The organism is Kitasatospora sp. NPDC022856 (assembly GCF_055561235.1).
The window spans coordinates 46,576-65,047 of sequence record NZ_JBVHHE010000025.1 but is presented as its reverse complement, the minus strand read 5'-3'; the positions used below and the strand labels follow the sequence as shown (position 1 = coordinate 65,047).

16 protein-coding genes are annotated in these 18,472 nt (G+C 74.3%); 4 read left to right on the top strand and 12 right to left on the bottom strand.

Annotated elements, in window-relative coordinates; translation table 11 throughout:
* Window positions 1–156 precede the first annotated feature (156 nt).
* Window positions 157–1,155 carry a type I glyceraldehyde-3-phosphate dehydrogenase gene (gene gap, locus ACZ34W_RS27610; protein ID WP_465607918.1) on the top strand — a complete coding sequence of 333 codons (999 nt, stop codon included), beginning with the start codon at window positions 157–159 and terminating at the stop codon, window positions 1,153–1,155.
* A gap of 188 nt (window positions 1,156–1,343) precedes the next feature.
* Here gap and ACZ34W_RS27605 read toward each other — a convergent pair whose 3' ends face one another.
* Window positions 1,344–2,123, bottom strand: a complete 780-nt coding sequence (locus tag ACZ34W_RS27605; protein ID WP_465607916.1) for an SDR family NAD(P)-dependent oxidoreductase — start codon at window positions 2,121–2,123, stop codon at window positions 1,344–1,346.
* A gap of 663 nt (window positions 2,124–2,786) precedes the next feature.
* On the opposite strand from ACZ34W_RS27605, the gene ACZ34W_RS27600 reads away from it, so the two are divergent.
* On the top strand, window positions 2,787–3,641 hold the full coding sequence (locus tag ACZ34W_RS27600) for a PRC and DUF2382 domain-containing protein (RefSeq protein ID WP_465607914.1): 855 nt from the start codon (window positions 2,787–2,789) through the stop codon (window positions 3,639–3,641).
* 140 nt (window positions 3,642–3,781) lie between these two features.
* Here the strand turns inward: ACZ34W_RS27600 and ACZ34W_RS27595 are convergent, their stop codons facing one another.
* The 5 genes from ACZ34W_RS27595 to ACZ34W_RS27575 all read right to left on the bottom strand — a co-directional run bounded on the left by ACZ34W_RS27595 (window position 3,782) and on the right by ACZ34W_RS27575 (window position 9,971).
* Window positions 3,782–4,540: a DUF4232 domain-containing protein gene (locus ACZ34W_RS27595; RefSeq protein ID WP_465607912.1), complete on the bottom strand. Its 759-nt coding sequence runs from the start codon at window positions 4,538–4,540 to the stop codon at window positions 3,782–3,784.
* A 259-nt stretch (window positions 4,541–4,799) separates the two neighbouring features.
* Window positions 4,800–6,392, bottom strand: a complete 1,593-nt coding sequence (locus tag ACZ34W_RS27590) for a hypothetical protein (protein ID WP_465607910.1) — start codon at window positions 6,390–6,392, stop codon at window positions 4,800–4,802.
* A gap of 320 nt (window positions 6,393–6,712) precedes the next feature.
* A complete protein-coding gene (locus ACZ34W_RS27585) occupies window positions 6,713–7,807 on the bottom strand; it encodes an NAD(P)-dependent alcohol dehydrogenase (protein ID WP_329491657.1) in 1,095 nt (364 codons plus the stop codon).
* Window positions 7,804–9,210, bottom strand: a complete 1,407-nt coding sequence (locus tag ACZ34W_RS27580; RefSeq protein WP_465607908.1) for an aldehyde dehydrogenase family protein — start codon at window positions 9,208–9,210, stop codon at window positions 7,804–7,806. The genes ACZ34W_RS27585 and ACZ34W_RS27580 overlap by 4 nt, the downstream gene beginning before the upstream one ends.
* Window positions 9,211–9,218: 8 nt before the next feature.
* Window positions 9,219–9,971, bottom strand: coding sequence for a (5-formylfuran-3-yl)methyl phosphate synthase (locus tag ACZ34W_RS27575; RefSeq protein WP_359809551.1), 753 nt, complete (start codon window positions 9,969–9,971; stop codon window positions 9,219–9,221).
* Between the two features lie 587 nt (window positions 9,972–10,558).
* Between ACZ34W_RS27575 and ACZ34W_RS27570 the strand changes: the two genes are divergently transcribed.
* Window positions 10,559–10,858 carry a DUF4193 domain-containing protein gene (locus tag ACZ34W_RS27570; protein WP_329491654.1) on the top strand — a complete coding sequence of 100 codons (300 nt, stop codon included), beginning with the start codon at window positions 10,559–10,561 and terminating at the stop codon, window positions 10,856–10,858.
* A 127-nt stretch (window positions 10,859–10,985) separates the two neighbouring features.
* Here ACZ34W_RS27570 and ACZ34W_RS27565 read toward each other — a convergent pair whose 3' ends face one another.
* On the bottom strand, window positions 10,986–11,885 hold the full coding sequence (locus tag ACZ34W_RS27565; RefSeq protein WP_465607905.1) for a cytochrome P450: 900 nt from the start codon (window positions 11,883–11,885) through the stop codon (window positions 10,986–10,988).
* A 482-nt stretch (window positions 11,886–12,367) separates the two neighbouring features.
* The gene (locus tag ACZ34W_RS27560) at window positions 12,368–13,684 is read right to left on the bottom strand and encodes a M23 family metallopeptidase (RefSeq protein ID WP_465607903.1); all 1,317 of its coding nucleotides are present in this window, start codon (window positions 13,682–13,684) and stop codon (window positions 12,368–12,370) included.
* A gap of 464 nt (window positions 13,685–14,148) precedes the next feature.
* Between ACZ34W_RS27560 and ACZ34W_RS27555 the strand changes: the two genes are divergently transcribed.
* A complete protein-coding gene (locus ACZ34W_RS27555) occupies window positions 14,149–14,940 on the top strand; it encodes a hypothetical protein (RefSeq protein ID WP_465607901.1) in 792 nt (263 codons plus the stop codon).
* A 37-nt stretch (window positions 14,941–14,977) separates the two neighbouring features.
* Here the strand turns inward: ACZ34W_RS27555 and ACZ34W_RS27550 are convergent, their stop codons facing one another.
* The 4 genes from ACZ34W_RS27550 to ACZ34W_RS27535 all read right to left on the bottom strand — a co-directional run bounded on the left by ACZ34W_RS27550 (window position 14,978) and on the right by ACZ34W_RS27535 (window position 18,416).
* Window positions 14,978–16,069, bottom strand: coding sequence for a vWA domain-containing protein (locus ACZ34W_RS27550; protein ID WP_329491648.1), 1,092 nt, complete (start codon window positions 16,067–16,069; stop codon window positions 14,978–14,980).
* A 387-nt stretch (window positions 16,070–16,456) separates the two neighbouring features.
* Window positions 16,457–16,903: a DUF1772 domain-containing protein gene (locus ACZ34W_RS27545; RefSeq protein ID WP_329491647.1), complete on the bottom strand. Its 447-nt coding sequence runs from the start codon at window positions 16,901–16,903 to the stop codon at window positions 16,457–16,459.
* Between the two features lie 152 nt (window positions 16,904–17,055).
* Window positions 17,056–17,796: a class I SAM-dependent methyltransferase gene (locus tag ACZ34W_RS27540; protein WP_465607898.1), complete on the bottom strand. Its 741-nt coding sequence runs from the start codon at window positions 17,794–17,796 to the stop codon at window positions 17,056–17,058.
* Window positions 17,797–18,098: 302 nt separating this feature from the next.
* Complete coding sequence (locus ACZ34W_RS27535) at window positions 18,099–18,416, bottom strand: hypothetical protein (protein WP_329491645.1); 318 nt, start codon at window positions 18,414–18,416, stop codon at window positions 18,099–18,101.
* Window positions 18,417–18,472 lie beyond the last annotated feature (56 nt).

Genomic DNA, 18,472 nt, shown 5'->3' with positions numbered 1-18,472 from the left:
CGCCTCCTCGCCTTCCTGGACGACGGCCGGGGCCCGCTCGGATCACCTTCGAGGACGGGTGAGCTGGCGTGATCCTTTTGAACCGTGGCAATCACGCCGCTGTCGTGAGCGGGCGCCGTACGCGAGATTTGGTGGTGAACCGAAGGGACACCACTCATGACGCGCATCGCCATCAACGGATTCGGCCGCATCGGACGCAATGTGCTGCGTGCGCTGCTGGAACGTGACAGCGACCTGGAAATCACCGCGGTCAACGACCTCACGGAGCCCGCCATCCTCGCGCGGCTGCTCGCCTACGACACGACGGCCGGCCGGCTCGGCCGCCCGGTGACCGTCGACGGAAACGCCCTCGTCGTCGACGGCCGTCGCATCACGGTGCTCGCCGAGCGTGAACCCGCGCAGCTGCCGTGGGCCGAACTCGGCGTGGACATCGTGCTGGAGGCGACCGGTCGCTTCACCTCGGCCGGGGCCGCCCGCGCCCACCTCGCCGCCGGCGCGAAGAAGGTCCTGGTCAGCGCACCGTCGGACGGTGCCGATGTGACGCTGGCGTACGGGGTCAACACCGACGCCTACGACCCGGCCGCGCACACGATCGTCTCGAACGCCTCCTGCACGACCAACGCCCTCGCGCCACTGGCCGCGGTGCTCGACGACCTCGCCGGCATCGAGCACGGCTTCATGACGACGGTGCACGCCTACACGCAGGAGCAGAACCTGCAGGACGGCCCGCACCGCGACGCCCGCCGGGCCCGTGCCGCCGCCGTCAACATCGTGCCGACCACGACCGGCGCCGCCAAGGCGATCGGCCTCGTGCTGCCGAACCTCGACGGCAAGCTGTCGGGCGACTCGATCCGCGTGCCGGTGCCGGTGGGCTCGATCGTCGAACTCAACACCACCGTCACCCGCGACGTGACGCGCGACGAGGTCCTCGCCGCGTACCGCGCCGCGGCGCAGGGGCCGCTCGCCGGCATCCTCGAGTACTCGGACGACCCGCTCGTGTCGTCCGACATCACGGGCAATCCGGCCTCGTCCATCTTCGACTCGGCCCTGACCCGCGTCGACGGCCGACACGTCAAGGTGGTCGCCTGGTACGACAACGAGTGGGGCTTCTCCAACCGCGTGATCGATACGCTCCAGCTCCTCGCCGCCAACTGACGGCAAGTCAGCTACCGCGGAACGCTCGACCGGGATCTCCCGGTCGAGCGTTCCGCACGCGCGCACCCGACAAGCAGCGGACGAACCGGCCGGGCCCCGCTCAGTAGGTGAAGTGGGTCGAGTGCCCAGTGGACGTTCCGCCCGGCCGGTACGGTGTCAACCCGTCGGTGGTCGTCGGGGGTTGCGGATCACCCCGCAGGGATCGGGCCGAGGTAGGTGCCGCCGGAGACGTCGAGGGTCTGGCCGGTCACCCAGCGGCCCCGCGGCCCCGCCAGGAAGCCCACCACATCGGCGATGTCCTCCGGTTCGCCGATCCGTCCGAGTGCGGTGATCGACTCCAGTCCGGCCACCGCCTCGGGAGCGCCCGTCCACCCGGCGGTCATGTCGGTCAGTACCACCCCGGGTTCGACCGTGTTCACGGTGATCCCGCGCCGGCCGAACTCGTTGGCGAGCGACGGGCCGAGAGCGGCCAGCGCCGCCTTGGTCACGGTGTAGCCGATCTGGAGGGGGCTCGCGATCCGGGTGGCCGCCGAGCCCACGTTGACGATCCGGCCGCCGTCCCGCAGCAGGGGTAGCGCCCGCTGGATCACGAAGATCGGCGTGCGCACGTTGACCGCGAGCAGCCGTTCCAGCTCGTCCTCGGTGAGCTGCCCGATCGAACTGGCCGAGTGGACACCCGCGTTGTTGACCAGGATGTCCAGACCGTCGGCGCCGTGCTCGGCCAGCCCCGCGGTCAGTTCCTCGAACAGCCGGTCCACCGCGCCGCTTTCGCCGAACCCGGCCCGCACCGCGAACGCCACACCGCCGGCCTCGGCGATGAGCGCCACCGTCTCGGCGGCGGCCGCTCGGTTCGCACCGTAGTGGACCGCGACCAACGCCCCCTCGGCGGCGAGCCGTCGGGCGACGGCGCGCCCGATCCCGCGCGAGCCGCCCGTCACCAGGGCGGCCTTGCCGTCCAGTTCCCCCACGTCGTCTCCCCCGTCGGCGTCCCGGCCGGAACCGGGGCCGGTCTCGTAGCAAGGTCCGGAGTTCCGCCCCCGTCGAAGGGGCGAAGATGTCCGGGATCGGCTCGTGCCGACCGATGGGCCCACCCTCTGGACCGCACTGTACGGGAGGTTCGAGGACGAAGTCCGGAGAACGCGGAGGCCGGGCCACCCGGCGGCGGGGGCGGGCTGTCCGCAGCGGTGGCTCCGGACGCACCGGTGATGGTGCCCCACGGGTCGGCCGCAGTCACGGGCCGGAGTCACGGGCCGATGTCACGGGCCGAAGCCGCAGGCCGGAGACCTTCGGGCGGCCGGTCCCGAATCCACCCGACCAGGTCCTCCCCACCGGCTCCGGAGGGTGACCGGCACCGACCCCGACGGTGGGCCGAACGGGTGAACCGCAGGCTCTCCCGCCGCCGACCACCCGCCACCCACCGTGTCACCGCCAGCACGGGTACGCCCCGTTCCCGGGGCCCGCTCACCGACACCGGCAACGCTCCGTCGCCACCCACGGCCGCAACCCCATCCAGGCGGTGGCGCAAGCGGGTTCACGACACCGGTGACGCTGAGCGAACGTCATGCGGGAGGCCGTTTCGGCCCGACCCCGATGGCAAGGCGCTCCTCAGACCCATGGAGGAGGCGTAACTGATGATCACCGAACAGCAGATCCGTACCGTCCTCGACCACCCGGTCCACGATGCCGACGGCCACCGCATCGGCAAGGCCGACCACCTGTTCCTCGACGACAGGACGGGCAAGCCGGAGTGGGTGAGCGTCAAGACCGGATGGTTCGGGACGAGCGAGTCGTTCGTCCCGATCCGCGATGCCCGGATCGTCGACGACCACCTCGAAGTGCCCTACCCGAAGGCCACCGTCAAGGACGCGCCCAACGTCGACGTCGACGGCGGCAACCACCTCTCCGCCCAGGAGGAGCACCGTCTGTACGACCACTACGGCATCGCCTGGGACAACGCCTGGCACGAGGCCAACCAGCCCGGCGACGGCGGGTGGGCCCACTCCGGGGACCGGACCTCGGCCACCGGCGCGGCAGGCGCTGCCGCCGCCACCGCGGGTACGGGCGCCCGGGCGGGTACCGCGGCCGACCAGGACGACGCGATGACCCGCTCCGAGGAACGGATGACCGTCGGGACCGAACGCCACGAGGCCGGCCGCGCCCGCCTGCGCAAGTACGTCGTGGAGGAGGAGCAGCAGCGGACCGTACCGGTGCGCCACGAGGAGGTCCGCGTCGAACGCGAGCCGATCACCGAGGCCGACCGGGACGCCGCACTCGCCGGTGATCCCATCGGCGAGGCCGAGCACGAGGTCGTGCTGCACGAGGAACGGCCGGTGGTCCGGACCGAGGCCGTGCCGGTGGAACGGGTGCGGCTGACCACCGAGGAGCTCGTCGAGCAGGAGACCGTGACCGGCACGGTCCGCAAGGAGCGGATCGAGGCGGAGCTGCCCGAGGACCCGCCCGCGACGGGCAAGGACCGGCGCCGCTGAGCCACCGGCGCCGCCGAGCGCGGTACCGGTGTCCGGACGGGCACGGGAGCAGAACGCGCGGGCGGGCACGGCCGGGGTCGCCAGGACCCCGGCCGTGCCCGCCAGCCCTCCCCCGAGCCGGGCCGAGCCGGGCGGGTCGGCTAGTTGGGGGCGGCGGCCATCGAGGTGACCGCCTCCGCCACGCTGGACCGGTAGATGCCCATCTGCGGGTTCAGGACCCGTGCGCCGCTGCCGAGCGGGAAGTTCCGGGTGTTGGCGAGCGGCATGTTGGTGTCGTCGTCGTCGACCAGCACATTGAGCTCGTTGATGCCGGGGACGGTACCCGTGGTGGCACCGCTCGGGTCGAGGTCGATCACCGCGTAGGCGCTCTGGCCCGCCGGGACGGCGAACCGCGCTGTGCCGCTCGCGAGCACCGGCTTGATGTTCTTGCTCCGGTCGGCGGCGGTGGAGTTGCCCAGGTCGACCCCCGGGGTGGAGCTCAGGCTGCAGGCGGCCGTACCGCTGTTGCGTACCTCGATCACCCACTGGGTCGGGGCCCCGGCCCGGGCCGTCGCGTGGATCGCCAGGCTGTCGATGGCGCACGGGCGGGCGGCGGCGCCGGCACTCCCGCCGTCGGGCCGGGTGCCGCTCGACGGGCTCACCCCGGACGGCGTGTGCGACGCCGCTCCGGTGGCCGGCGCGCTCGTCCTGGGCGCACCGGTGGCACCGGCCGGCGCCGAGGGGGCACCGGTGGCCGGCGCGCCCGTCGCGGAGGGCGTCACGGCCACCGCGGTGGTCGCGGGCGCCGTCGAGCCGCCGACCGCGTCGGTGTTGTCGGGCCCGCAGGCGGTCAACGCGAGACCCGCCCCGGCGACGAGCACGACGGAGGCGAGCAGCGGACGGCGGCGGCGGACGAACATGGTGGCTCCCCGATGGTGGCGCGTACTGAACTGTGTTCGGACACACCACAGGACGACCGGCCGACCGCGAATGGTGGCATGCACAGCGTCACAATCATGAGGACAGGACGGCGACGGAACCGTGACATTCGGTCGGGTACAACGCAGTTGACAGGGCGCCACCTCTCGGCAACCCATCCTTCCGGTGGGGGCGGATCGGCCCGCCCCCACCGCACGGCCCACCGCCGTCCGCGCTCCGAGGTCCGAGCGGTGGCGCCGGTCAGTCCTCCCGGCCCTGCCCCTGCCCCTGCCCCTGCCCCTGCCCCTGCCCCTGGCCCTGGTCGTCGCCGTCGCCGTGGTGCCCGGTGGTGCGGGCGTAGACCTGGTAGTCGGTGTGTTCCGGGCCGCCGGGGCCGGTCAGCAGATTGCCGCTGGTCGAGCCGAACACCACCGTGTCGCCGCGGGCGTCCACGGCCGGGTCGACCGACGATCCGTTGCCGAGCGAGCCGTCCGGTGCGGTGGAGACCCGCTCGGTGCGGCCGGTGCGCAGGTCGTGGCGGTAGACGTCCCAGGCCGCGTGCTGCGGGCCCGCCACCAGGTTGTCGGCGGCGGAGGAGTAGTACACCCAGCGGTTGTCGGCGGTGATCCGGCCGTGGTCGGAGGAGCCGACCGAGGCGGTGCCGGGCAGGCCCCCGCTGATCTTCGTGACGGTGCCCTCCCCGAGGTCCCGGACGTACAGCACGGTGTGGTACCGGTGGCCGTTGGTCGACCCGCCGGGCTCGGGCAGGGCGTAGATCGCACGCCGCCCGTCGGGGCTGATCGTCGCGTCGAAGCTCGCGTAGCCGAGCGTGCCGTCGGGGGCGAGGCTGGCGGCGGAGATCCGGCCGGACGCCACGTCGTACGTGTAGTAGACGCCGGTCGTCGGCCGGGCCAGGCCGGGCCGGGCGCCGCGGGGGAGGTCCGCGCCGCTGCCCGGGGCGAGCTCCACGTCGGCGGCGGGACCGGCGGCGCCGGCCGCGGGCGCGGGGGTTCGGTCGGCGGAGCTCTGGTCGGCGGGGGTCTGGTCGGCGGGCAGCAGGTTGCCTGCCAGCGAGGTGAAGCCGACGGTGCGGCCGTCCGCGCTGATCGTCGGGTTGAGGGACATGCTGTCGCCCGGCTTGCCGTCCACGCCGCGGGTCACCAGGCGGGTCTTCCCCGTCCAGCGGTCGGTGACGTAGATGTTGTAGTCCCAGGTGTAGGGCCTGGCCAGCGAGGCGCCGTCGCCCTGGGGGGCCGGGACGAGGTCGGTCCGGCTGGAGACGAACGCCACGTAGCGGCCGTTCGCGCTGACGGAGGGCGCGTACGAGGCGTGGAACCGGTCGGTGTCGGTGCTGACCGGTCCGCCGCTGACCAGTTCGGTGCGGCCGGTGCGGCGGTCCCGGACGTACACCTCGGTGCGTCCCGGGACCGGCAGGCCGGGGACCACGTTCACCGCGTCGCTCTCGAAGGCGACGTAGCGGCCGTCGGCGTTGATCGCGGCGTAGTCGGTGAAGCCGTCCAGCGCGTTGTCGTCGTCGGACAGGTTGACCCGCTCGGTGCGGCCTGTCGCCAGGTCGCGGACGTAGGCGTCGCGTCCGCTCTTCGCGGGCTGGGAGACCAGGTTGGTCGCCCACGAGGTGAAGAGCGCGTAGCGGCCGTCGGCGCTGATCTGCCGGTTCCAGGACTGGTCGTCCGGCCCGGCGCCGTTCACCCCGACGCTGACCTGGACGGTGCCGCGCGCCGCCGGACGGGCCTGGGCGGGCACGGCGGTCACGGCGAGTACGGCAGCCGCCGCGAGGACGCTGCCGCCGCCGGCCAGCCACCGGTTGCTGGTGGTGCGGGTGGTGCGTGCCATGGGTCTGTCCCTTCCCCTGGTGATCGCCCGGCCGGGCTCCCTCCCGGAAGCGGGCTCCCGACGAGCCAATCGTCGGGAGGCACGGCGGTCAACGGTCCCGGGGGATCGCGGCGGAAGATACGCCAACGAACGTATCCCGCGCGGGGGCGCGAAGCGGTAGGTACTCCGCGCGGCGGCACCTCTCCCCCGCGGCGGCGCGCATCCCGCGCGGGATGGCGAGCCCGCGCGGGGCGGCGAGCCGGTGCGGAGCGGCGAGCCGGTGCGGAGCGGCGAGCCGGGTGCGGAGCGGCGAGCCGGTGCGGAGGCACCCGCTCGGCGGCTCACCCGGCCGGGATCAGCACGGGCTTGACCACGCGCCCCTCGTCACAGTCGCGCTCGGCCTCGTTGACCGCGGCGAGCGGATACGTCCGGATCAGCTGGTCGAAGGGGAACCGCCCGGCCTGCCACAGTGCGGTCAGCCTCGGCACCAGCAGCCCCGGCACCGCGTCCCCTTCGCAGAGGTGGGAGATCCGCCGGCCCCGGTCCAGTGCCCCCGGTTCGATCGCCAGCGCGCCGCTGAGCCGGGCCACCAGTCCGAGGTGTCCGGTCGGGCGCAGCGCCAGGAGCGCGTCGTTGATCAGCCGGACGGAGCCGGTGGTATCCAGCGCGTACCGGGCGCCGCCGTCGGTCAGGCGCCGGATGCGGCCGGGCAGGTCGGCCGAGGTGGCGGGCAGCGGGACGGCGCCGAACCGTTCGGCGAGGGCGAGCCGTTCGGTGTACCGGTCGACGGCCACGGTGACGGCGCCGGCGGCGGTGGCCGCCATCACCGCGGCCAGGCCCACCGCTCCGGCGCCGAAGACCGCGACGGTGTCGCCCGGACCGGCCGCGAAGGTGTTCAGGACCGCTCCGGCGCCGGTGAGGAAGCCGCAGCCGAGCGGTCCGAGCAGTTCAACCGGCAGTGCGGGGTCGACCCGGACGGCGTTGCGGGCCAGGACCACCGCGTACTCGGCGAACGAGGACTGGCCGAACCACCGGGGGGCCAGTCCTCCCCCGGCCGCGTCGGTGAACCGCGCGGCGTGCTCCGTGCGCCCGCCGAAGAGGTTGAGCGCGGCGAAGGAGTCGCAGTAGGCGGGGGCCGCGCCCCGGCAGCTCCGGCAGTGGCCGCAGGAGTCGAAGCTCAGCACGACGTGGTCCCCGACGTGCAGGCCGGTGTCCGGGCCGGCCGTCTCCACCACGACTCCCGCCCCCTCGTGGCCGAGGACGGCCGGCAGCGGTGAGCGGCCCGCCGAACGCCGGACGGCGAGGTCCGTCCGGCACATCCCGCAGCCCGCGATCCTCACCAGGACCTCGCCGTCGGCCGGCCCCGTCCCCAGGGCCACCTCCTCGACCGTGAACGGCCCCTGGTGGGAGCGCAGGACCGCCGCGCGGAACCTCACCCCTCCTCCGGGCGGTGCACGACGAACGGCCTGAGGTTCCCGTAGAGCCCCCACGGCCCGCCCGCGACGCCGACCCCGCTCTCCTTGGTGCCCGCGAAGGGCTGGGCGAGGGAGAGCTCGGCGTGGTGGTTGATCCAGGCCGTCCCGCACTCCAGCCGGTCGGCCACCGCCTCGGCGCGGTCGAGGTCCGTCCCCCAGACCGAACCGCCCAGACCGAAGCCGGTGTCGTTGGCCGCCGCGACGGCCTCGTCGACGCTCCGGTAGGCCAGCACCGGCAGGACCGGTCCGAACTGCTCCTGCGTCACCACCGGGCTGTCCGGCGGGACATCGGCGAGGACCGTCGGGGCGAAGAAGTGGCCCGGCCGGTCCAGCCGGTGGCCGCCGGCGGCGGCCCGGGCGCCGTCCGCCAGGGCCCGGGCCGTGTAGTGCTCGACGCGGGCCAGTTGGGGGGCGTTGTTGAGCGGCCCCAGCTGGGTGCCCGGGTCGAGCCCGGGGCCGACGACGGCGGCCCTGGCGCGCTGCGCGAGGGCCTCGACCACCTGGTCGCGGAGCCGGGCCGGGGCGTAGACGCGCTTGACCGCCATGCACACCTGCCCGCAGTTGCGGAACGCCGCCCAGAACAGCCGGTCCGCAATCCGCTCGACATCCACGTCCTCCAGCAGGATCGCGGCGTCGTTGCCGCCCAGCTCCAGGGTGACCCGGGCCAGCGAGGGCGCCGCGCCCGCCGCGACGGCCCGGCCGGTCGGGATCGACCCGGTGAAGCTCACGTGCCGGATCCCCGGGTGGGAGACGAGCCGGGCACCGAGCGGTTCGAGCCCGGTGACGATCGTCAGGACGCCCTCGGGGAGCGCGCCGGCGAGGACGGACCCCAGCAGCCGGGTGGCGAGGGGAGTGAACGGGGAGGGCTTGAGGACCACCGTGTTGCCCGCCGCGAGCGCGGGCGCGAACTTCGCCGCCGCGAGCTGGAGGGGGAAGTTCCACGGCACGATCGCCGCCACCGGCCCGAGCGACCGCCAGCGGACCTCGCTGCGGACCGGCCGGCCGTCGTCGATCGGCCGGGGCACGGGGGCGAGCCCGGCGAAGTAGCGCAGTCGGGCCGCCGTACGGGCGACCTCGGCGGACGACTCGGCGAGGGGTTTGCCCTGTTCACGGGTGAGCAGCGGGGCCAGCTCGGCGCCGGCCGCCTCCACCGCGTCGGCCGCCGCGAGCAGCGCGCGGGTGCGGGCGGCCGGGTCGGCCCGCCAGCCGCGCCAGGCCTGGTGGGCCCGGCCGACGACGGTGTCGAGTTCCTCGGGCCGCTGGTCGGGAGCCTCGTCGAAGGCCTCGCCCGTCGCCGGGTCGAGGACGGCGAAGTGCTCGCCGCGTGGGCCCGGCGAGCGCCGGGGCACGGTTGTCGGCAGCATGCCGGCAGTCAGCTCTGTGCGACGGCGGCCGCGTGCTCGCGGGCGTGCCGGTCCATCTCGGCCCGGAAGGCGGCCACCAGGTGCGGCCGGATCCTGCCCACCGTGCGGTCGCCGCCCTCGCAGACCGCCCCGCGCACCCCGACGATGTCGGTCCCGATCCGGGTCAGCTCGCCGAGGTCGCCGAGTCGGACGCTGCCCGCGAGGGCCGCGAGCAGCCCGGCCTCGTGGGCGAGGCGGACGAACTCCGCGCACGCGTCCGGCGGGACGTGGTCGAACAGCCGGCTCCCGTCCTTGATCGCGGTGTCGAGCATGGCCGCGTCGGAGCCGGAGCGGAGGGCGATGTCGGGCAGGGCGAGCGGGTTGACGCAACCGATCCGGTGGGCGTCCGCGTAGCCCGAGGCGACGACGAAGGCGTCCGGCCGGTAGTCCTTCACCGCCCGGACCACCCCGCGCATGACCTCGACGGCCTGGTCCGGGGTCGTGCACCCGTAGAGGCCGACCTTGATGTACGTGGCTCCGGAGACCGCCGCTCCGAGCGCCGCCTGCGCGACCGTCCCCGGCTTGTACGGGACGTCGCCGACGGTGGCGGAGACCGGCTTGTCCGCCGGGACGGCGTCGCGGATCTCCCGGATCACCCACGGGAAGTTCGCGCCGAGCGAGCCCTCGTCGGGCTTCTTGACGTCGACGATGTCGAGGTGCTCCGCGGCCTTCGCGCAGTCGAGGGCCTCCTCGACGCTGTCCGGGGAGATGAGAAGCAACACGGTGGGCCCCTTCCACCGCAGGTCCGCCTGCCCGGGGGCAGGTGGGCGGAGTCGCCCGGATCACGTGCGGTCCGCTCATCATCGCGGCGGCCCGCGGACGTCGGTAGAGCGCACGGAGTGCGAACGGGTCGTGGGGACGGCGCGCCCGGCGCACCGTGCGCCGTCCGCGCCGACGCGAGCCGGCCGTACCGCGTGAACCGGCCGGGCCGTCCGGCCGGGCCGCCGGGGTACGCCGGCCGGGGCGGCGCGGGCCCGGCGGTCGTGGTCGGGGGCGCGGCCGCCGTACAGTACCGGGACGACCCGCAGCTTCGTCACCGTCCTGGTGGCACGCGATCGCGGTCGGGGGTGCGGACGGCGGATCCCGGCGGACTTCATGGCATGATCAACACCCGCGTCGGACGCGAGTGGACGCCTGCCATCCCCGCCCCGCCCCCGACCGCCCCGACCGGCCGCACGCACCGCCGCCCCCACCAGGCCTCCGACCACCCGAGGGCCGGGCCGCCAGCCCTGCCCAGCGGACCACCGCGGCCGCCACCAGGCACCTCGCACACGGCGTAAACTTCAACCACGACGACAAGGGACCATCTGTGGCAACCGACTACGACGCCCCCCGCAAGACCGACGACGACGGGTCGCACGACAGCATCGAGGAGCTGAAGACCCGCCGCACCGACACCTCCTCCGGCGCCATCGACGCCGTCGACCAGCTCGAATCGACGGACGGTGTCCAGCTGCCCGGCGCGGACCTCTCGGGCGAGGAACTCACCGTCACCGTGCAGCCGATGCTGTCCGACGAGTTCACCTGCGTGAACTGCTTCCTGGTGCACCACCGCAGCCGTCTCTCGCGCATGAAGAACGGCCGCCCCCTCTGCGTCGACTGCGACTGACCGACGGCCGCCGGCCCGCGACCGCGGCTGAACGACGACCGCGACCGGCCGACGACGGCGACCGGGGACCGGGGCCGCGGTACCGCCGCCCCGGTCCGGCTCCGGCAGGCGACTGCCGGACCGGCCGTCACGCGGGTACCGGGGCCGGCACGATCCAGAGCTCGGCCGGGCCGTTGACCACGGCGGACCGCAGGCGCACGGGCGGCGGGCCCTCCGGAGCCAGGACGGCGTCCGGGTAGGAGCCGAAGAACCCGGACAGGGCCACTTCGGCCTCCAGGCGTGCCAGCGGGGCGCCGAGGCAGAAGTGCGGGCCGTGGCCGAAGGCCAGGTGGTCCTTGGCCGGGCGGGTCGGGTCGAAGTCGTCCGGCCGGTCCGGGTGGACATCCGGGTCGCGGCCGGCCGCGCCGAAGGCCAGCAGGATCGGCTCACCCCGTCGGACGACGGCGCCCTCGCCGAGGTCGATGTCCTCCAGCGCGTACCGCAGCGGAAGGTGCATCACCGGGCCCTCGTGACGCAGCGTCTCCTCGATGACGTCCTCCCATCCGAGGGTTCGCTCGTGGACCAGGGCGAGGAACCGGCGGTCGGTCAGCAGGGCGTGGACGGCGCTGGTGATCAGGTTGACGGCGGCCTCGTAGCCGGCGCCGATCATCAGGAAGAGGGTGTCGCGGGACTGTTCCTCGGTCGGCCGGCCGTCGCCGCCGGCGAACGAGGGGGTCATCCGCCGCCTTGCCGCGCGGTGTTCGCCCCCGTAGAGGTTGAAGAAGGTCTGTTGCAGGGCCAGCGGTGCCAGTGGCCACCCCTCGGGCACGTCGGCCGGCCCCGGCCAGTGCTTGCGCGGGTCCCGGGAGACCCGGGGGTCGCCGGCCAGTGCGCGGATCACCTCGCTCCGGGTGACGGACCAGGCGATGACGCCGCCGGGGAGTTCGACCCGCACCGCGGGCCCGGCGGAGCGGAGCAGCGCGTTCTGCGCCTGCGGGGCCCGGGCGGCCATGTCGAGTACGGGGCAGCCACTGTCTTCGGGAGTCACGGGCCTGCTCCTCGGGGTTCGTGCGGCGCCCGGGCGGGGCGGCGTCACCGGCCCCGACCTGCCGCGCCGAGGGCCCACGTGTTCGTTGTAGGGCGGGGCGCACGGCCGTCAACGGCCTTCGCCGCCCGCTCTCCGGGGGTCGCGGCGGCTCCGACCAGGCCGGGCGGCCCGGTCGGCCCGCGCCGCCCGGGTCCACCTGGGCCTTCCTCCCGGGGCGCGCCGGTCCGCCCCCGGCCCCGGCCGGTCCCGGGTGCTCGTGGCCCGGGTGCCCGGGAGCGGGCCGCCCGCCGCAGCGGCATGACCTGCCCTGGACGTCCGCACGGAGCCGGCCCCGTTCGCCCGGCGGACGGTCCCGTCCGTACCCCGCGCGAGGCCTACCGGGCACCGGCCCGCGGACGTCGCCCCACGCCTTCGCCGCGACGCTCCGGACGCCGCCGTGGCCCGCCACCCCGGGTACGGGGTGACGGGCCACGGGCCGGCGGTCAGAAGTCGAGCACCTGGCGGTCGAGCGGGTACGCGGAGCGGTGCGGGCCGTCGTAGGGCGAAGGGTCGATCGGCAGCACGCCGGTCGGCTGCAGCCCCAGGTTGTCGTCCCAGAGCCGGGGCGCGACATGGCCGAGCACCCGGAACTCCCGGAAGGTGAACGGCGGGCTGTCGGTCGGGAAGAACTCCGCCGTGGTCATCACCTGGAAGTGCAGGTGCGGGGTGGTGGAGTTGCCGCTGTTGCCGATCAGCCCGAGGACCTGCCCGGGTTCGACGCAGTCGCCCGCCCGGACCCGGAGCGATCCCGGCTGGAGGTGTGCGTAGAGCAGGTACCGGCCGGGGGCGACCTCCAGGGTGATGTGGTTGCCCACGGTGTCCTCGATCGGCGGTACCGCGGGCGGGTACGGCGGCGGGTTGTCCGGGACGCCGTCCTGGACCTCCACCACCCGGCCGCCGGCAGCGGCGAGGACCGGCTGACGATAGGTCAGATAGCTGGTGAGCTGCCCCGGATCGCCCTCCCAGGTCTGCCCGTCGCCGCCGACCCGGTACCAGTCGATCGCGAAGCGCTGCGGAACGTAGAACGCGCCGTTGATCGGGGCGAGTCCGCGCCGGTGGTGGGTGTTGTCACAGCACGACTCGCTGGCGTACCAGCTGCCCGGGCGGACCGGCGGCAGCAGGTCCGGCGGCGCCGTACGGGCGGTCCGGGTGGGCTGCACCGTCTCCTCGAAGGGCGAGGAGCCCGACGCGGACAGGACGGCCCCCACCAGGTGGTGCTCCACCACCTCGGGGACCGGCTCGCCCGGGGCGAGCGCCAGGTCGATCCAGAGCACCCACTGCTGCGAGCCCGGGATCACCGTCTCCGCCGGTGGCTCGGGCGGCGGCGCGGCACCGCGGCCGCCGTCGGCCGCCGGGTCGCGCGGGCGGTCGCCGACCGCGCCCGGCAGCGGGTCCCCGACGGGATTGGCCGCCGCGCCCAGCGCCGACCCGCTCAGCGAGCCGACGACGCGCTTGGTGGCGGCGTCCTGGACGTCCACGCGGTCCAGCCGCACCGCGAGGCTGGTGGACAGCGCGTTGGTGGTGAGCAGTTCGTAGGAGAGGTGGACCTTCCCGTCCGAGGCGTCGAACGGCGCGGGCTCGGTCATCACCGCCGCGGTCAAGGGGGTGAACTGCGTGCCCGGTGCGAGGGCGGGCCGTCCGGCCGCGTGGCCGGGCGTGCCCGCCGCGGCCAGCGCGACGGCTCCCAGGACGGCGGCGAGGCGGCGCAGGAGGGGCCGGCCGCCGATGCGGCCGCCGGCTGCTGGGTCCGGGTCGGTCATGGTGTTCCCGGTTCGTCGTCGGAGCCGGTCCGTCCGAGACGGACGGCGGCGCGCCCCATCGGCTGGGGCGCATGCCCATGTAAGGCGATGCCGGTCCGGCTCCGCCCGACGCCGGTGCCGACCCCTGGCGAAGACCACCCGTCCGGTCGACACCGGAGCCGAGGGGCCGGATCCGGGTCGCCGCCTGCCGCTCGCGGGAGCGGCCACGGTGCGACGGTGCGACCGCCATGGTCTGAGGACGGCAGGCGCGCGCGGAGGAATCCGCGCGCGCCTGCCCGGGAGCACCCTCTACGATCGTCGGGTCCGCCGGCCGGTACGCCATGGGTCCGGGGGCCGCCGGACCGTGGTCGAGGCAGAACGGGGGTGCCTTGGTGAGGTGGCGACGGCGCACGAGGACCGCCACGGGCCCCGAGCCCGTGGCGACGGCCGAGGCCGTCCCGCTCCCCGAGGAGCGTCCCGCGGCGGTGGCGGCACATCAGTGGAGCCATCGCTGGGGGCCCTGGGCCGAGCAGTGGCAGGACTGGCTGCGCCGCTCCCCCGTCGGGGTCGACCTGCTGGTGTGGTGGCGGGACGAAGGGGGCGACCTGCTCGCCCTCGTCGGGCCGCAGCGCTACCTCCAGCGGCTGGCCGAGCTGCTGTCCCGCGCCTCACCGCGGGACGTGGCGGCCCTGGGGATCGGGTGCACCCGCCGCATCGACCGGCCGTGCCGCGATCCGGGGACGTGCGGCCAGGACCGGGCCGACGACGACCCGACCGCCGCACCCCGGCACCGCACGGGTCCGGTTCCGGGCGCCTGCAGCGGGTTCAAGGACTGCTGGAGCGCGTACGGGATCGACGTCGAGTTCACCGCCGACGACCGGCACCGCGCCGTGCACCTCCAGGACCCGTCGGACCGCTCCAGGACGGACGCCTGGGTGGACGGCGTCCGGGTGGCGGACGGGATCACGCTGGACAGCTCGGGCTACTGGGTGGACGGACGGTACTACGTGGTCCAGGCCGAGGGCCCGCAGGACCACCCCGAGCAGGGCCACACGATGGGACACCTCGGCTGCACCGTCCTGTCGCTGGTCGTCCACGACGCCGAGCTGGCCGCCACGCGGATCCTCGTGCCCGGAGCCACCGAGGCGTGGACCGATCCCGAACTGGGCCGGGACGGCGACACCTTGTGCGTCTACCCGAGCCGCGGGGCCCGTGCGGCCGGGCGAGCGGACCGCGTCCTCCCCGTCGAGCCGCTGCCGCCCTCGCCGTCGCGCTGACCGTGGCGGAGGGGGCCGGCCGGACCGCGGGTGCCCGTCACAGCATGACGAGCAGCTTGGTGCCCGTCACCAACTTGCGGTTCACCGAGGTCGACTGGACGAACACGGTGTACGACGGGTTGTCACCCGGCTTCACCGTGGCCTCCGCCGACGGCAGGCCCAGGAGCCGGCGGGCCGCCGGACCGGAGAACACCCTGCCCGTCATCCGGCCGGTGGCCGGGTCCTTCTCGGCCACCGCGAGCTGCTTCGAGCCCTGGATCTTCTCCCGCTTGGACAACTCGTAGTAGGCGCAGCCCGTCTTGTAGGGGTGCCCGGCGCCGGTGACGAAGTCGCGGATCGGCATCGCCTCGTCGACCGGGACCAGGATGTACTTGCCGGCGTCCAGGGCGTCGAGATTGGCCGTCACGTCGGCGGTGCTCAAGTCCTGGCCCATCGCGAACAGGTTCCTGGTGCCGCGCACACCCTGCTCGCGGCCCCGCAGGAAGCTCGTGGCGGCCGACTTGACGGTGCCGATCGCCTCCTCGACGCCCTTGCTGGAGTCCGCGTCCCAGATCGCGATGTTGCCCGCGGGGAAGCCGTACTCCTGAGCGGTGCGCTTGGCCAGCGAGTTCGGGACCAGGATCGCCGACGTCCAGTGGTCGGGGAGGTCGTCCATGGCCTTCTGGATGCGGCTCAGCCACGTGCTCAGCACCGTGCTGCCCCGGCCGCCGTTCATCTGGGTGTGCATCCGGCCGTTCTGCGAGAACCCGGAGGCGTTCTCCTCACCGTCGGTGACGACGACCTGGAGGAAGGAGTGCTCCCCGTACCCCTCCCAGATGTTCTTCAGGTCGTCGACGGACTTCACGGCCGCCTCGATCAGCGCCGTCGCACCGCCGTTGACCTTGTAGAGACCGCGCAGCGACGGCAGGTGCTTGACGTCCATGTCCCACACCAGGTTCTCCACCTCGTGGTCGAACGCGTAGAGGCTGATGCGGGTCTCGTGACCGAGCCGGTCGGACTCCTCCTGAAGGCCCTTCACGAATTCGTCCACCACGCGAACAAGCTGCGCCGCGTGCTGGCGCATCGAGCCGGAATTGTCGACCACCAGGGAAACGTGGTTGACCTTGTGCTTGATCCTGTTCGCAGACATTCTTCTACCCCTTGTCCCAACGCGCTCGCGACGCCTTCCGGCGCCCCCTCCAACGTTGGTTCCACACTACGGTGAGGCACTGACAATCCTCCCTGGCCTGGGGCTTCACCGCCCATTGACGACCCGTCTGATTCGCCTGTCCGAGGACGGGAAACCGGAATGCGGCGCCGGGCACGGGTCGGACGAATCACCGCTCGTCGCCCGGCGGTCACCCGAATTCGGAATACCGCACCCGCCACCGTCCCGCGCGGATTTCCTCGCCGTCGACCTCGCCCCGCTCCCGAACGCGGACCGCGACCCGGCCCAGCGGTCACCCGCCCGGCCCGGACGCGCAGAACGCCCGCCGGGACCAGGCCCGCCGGACGCTGCTGGAGGGGCGCCGGACCCTCAGACGAGGGCGATGACCAGGAGGAGGAACGCGGTCACGATGACGGCCACCCGCAGGTAGTGGAGGCGGTCCCAGCGGCCGAGCTGCTCGCGCCAGTCCGCCGGGGCGCTCTCCGGTGTCCAGTGCGCCGCCCGGGAGTTGATCGGCACGAGCAGGGCGACCGACATCACCACACTGAGGACGAGCAGCCCGGCGGCCGTGGCGACCAGCCCCGCCCCCGCGTCCCCCCAGGTCACGGCGGACCACGCCACGCCGAGCACCACCGACCCGATGTACCAGAACGGCATCACCCGCCCGAGCAGCCGGGCCCCCTCGCTGCGGGCGGCGAGTCCGCCGTTGTGCGGCAGCCCGTCGACGATCGGGTTGACGAAGACCGCCACCGCGAACTCCACACCCACCAGCAGGCCGACGACCACGACCGCGACGACGGCCAGTGCGTTCTGCATGTTCCCTCCCCGAGTTCGGACCCGGCGCCTTCTAGCGCCGCTAGGTCATGGGGCAATGCTAGAGGTGTCGCCGCTCGGATGTCTAGCGCCGCTAACCTCCAAGGTGCGGAGGGTCGTCCCGGCCGCCTTCTCCCCGGGACGTCGCCCCGACCTCAGCCGCCCGCCGGACCGCCCCCGGCCGCCGCGACCACGTACCAGTGGGCCGGCAGCGCGACCCGGGAGCCGTCCGGGTGGTGTTCGCTCATCGCGAGGTCCGTCCCGCCCTCGTCGAGGATCTCCAACCCGGCGCCGCGCAGCAGCCCGGGCATCTCCCCCGGCGTGACCTCGGCCGGGCGCAGGTCGTGCTTGCGGACCTGGCGGAGCTTCTCCGGCGGCCCACCCGGCCGTTCGGCGACCTGCCGGAGCACCGTCTTCGCGGCGGCGGTCGGCTCGACCACGAAGCCCCGGCCGCGCCGGCCGAGCAGCAGGGCGACGGCGGCCGCGACCGGTGGCCGGTCCGCCGGTTCGCTCTGGTGGAGCACCGCCCGCAGGTAGACGTTGGCGTCGCCGAGCCGGTCACCGAGGCGCCGTACCCCCGCCAGGTCGGTGAGGTCGAGCTGCTCGAACTCGGCCACCGCGTCGCGGTCCGCCCGACGGGCGTGTGCCACGGCCGAGGCGGACAGGTCGACGCCCACCGCCCGGGGGAACCGTCCGGCCAGGTAGCGGGTCTGGGTGCCGTTGCCGCACCCGAGGTCGACGATCGGCAGCGTGCGGTCGGCGTGGCTCGCGAACAGGGCGGTGTGCGGGGCCGCCGTCAGCGCCGGATCCGCGTCCCAGAACGGCTCGCCCGGCTCACCCGTGTTCTCCGCCCAGAACCCCTCCCACGCGCGTACGTAGCGCTCCGAATCACTCATCAGCTGGTCTCTCCCTGGGTCGTGGCAGCGGTGACAGCCTCCATACCGGGCCCTGCGGCGGCGGAAACCGGCCGACCGAAACCTTCACCCCACGTTCGACCCCGCACCGGCGAAACCACCCGATCGGTGACTTCCGATCGGTGACTCCCGGGTGGGCGAAGGCGCCGGACGAAGGCGGCGGCCGACGGGGCCGCCGCGTTCGGGACGTCCGTGTTGACCGCTGCGGAACCGAACACCGACCGCCCCGCTGTCGTCCACGGACGTGGACGACAGCGGGGCGGAAGCCGGACCCCGGGGGCGGCTCAGCCGACGTCGATGCCGGTGACCGCCGGGGTGCCCATGCCCACCGCGTCCGCCTCGTACCCGGCCGCCGCGAAGGCCCGCCTGGTGAGGTCCAGGGCCGCCTCACCAGCGGCCGTGCGGTCGGCCGCCTCGACCTCCAGGCGCAGCACGAACGTCCCCTCCGGCTCGTCCAGGGTCAGCACATCGAGGTCGGGGACCTCCTCCGTACCGACCTCCTCGGGATCGGCGCCGCGCACGACGGCCAGCAGGGTACGGCGAGCGGAGTCCTCGACCGGTCGCTGGACTGTTCCGGGAATGGTGATCACATAGCTGCCCATGCCCTACGTGTCACCCGAACCCGGCATCGCAAACCTCGGCGGGGCCGTGCGCCCCC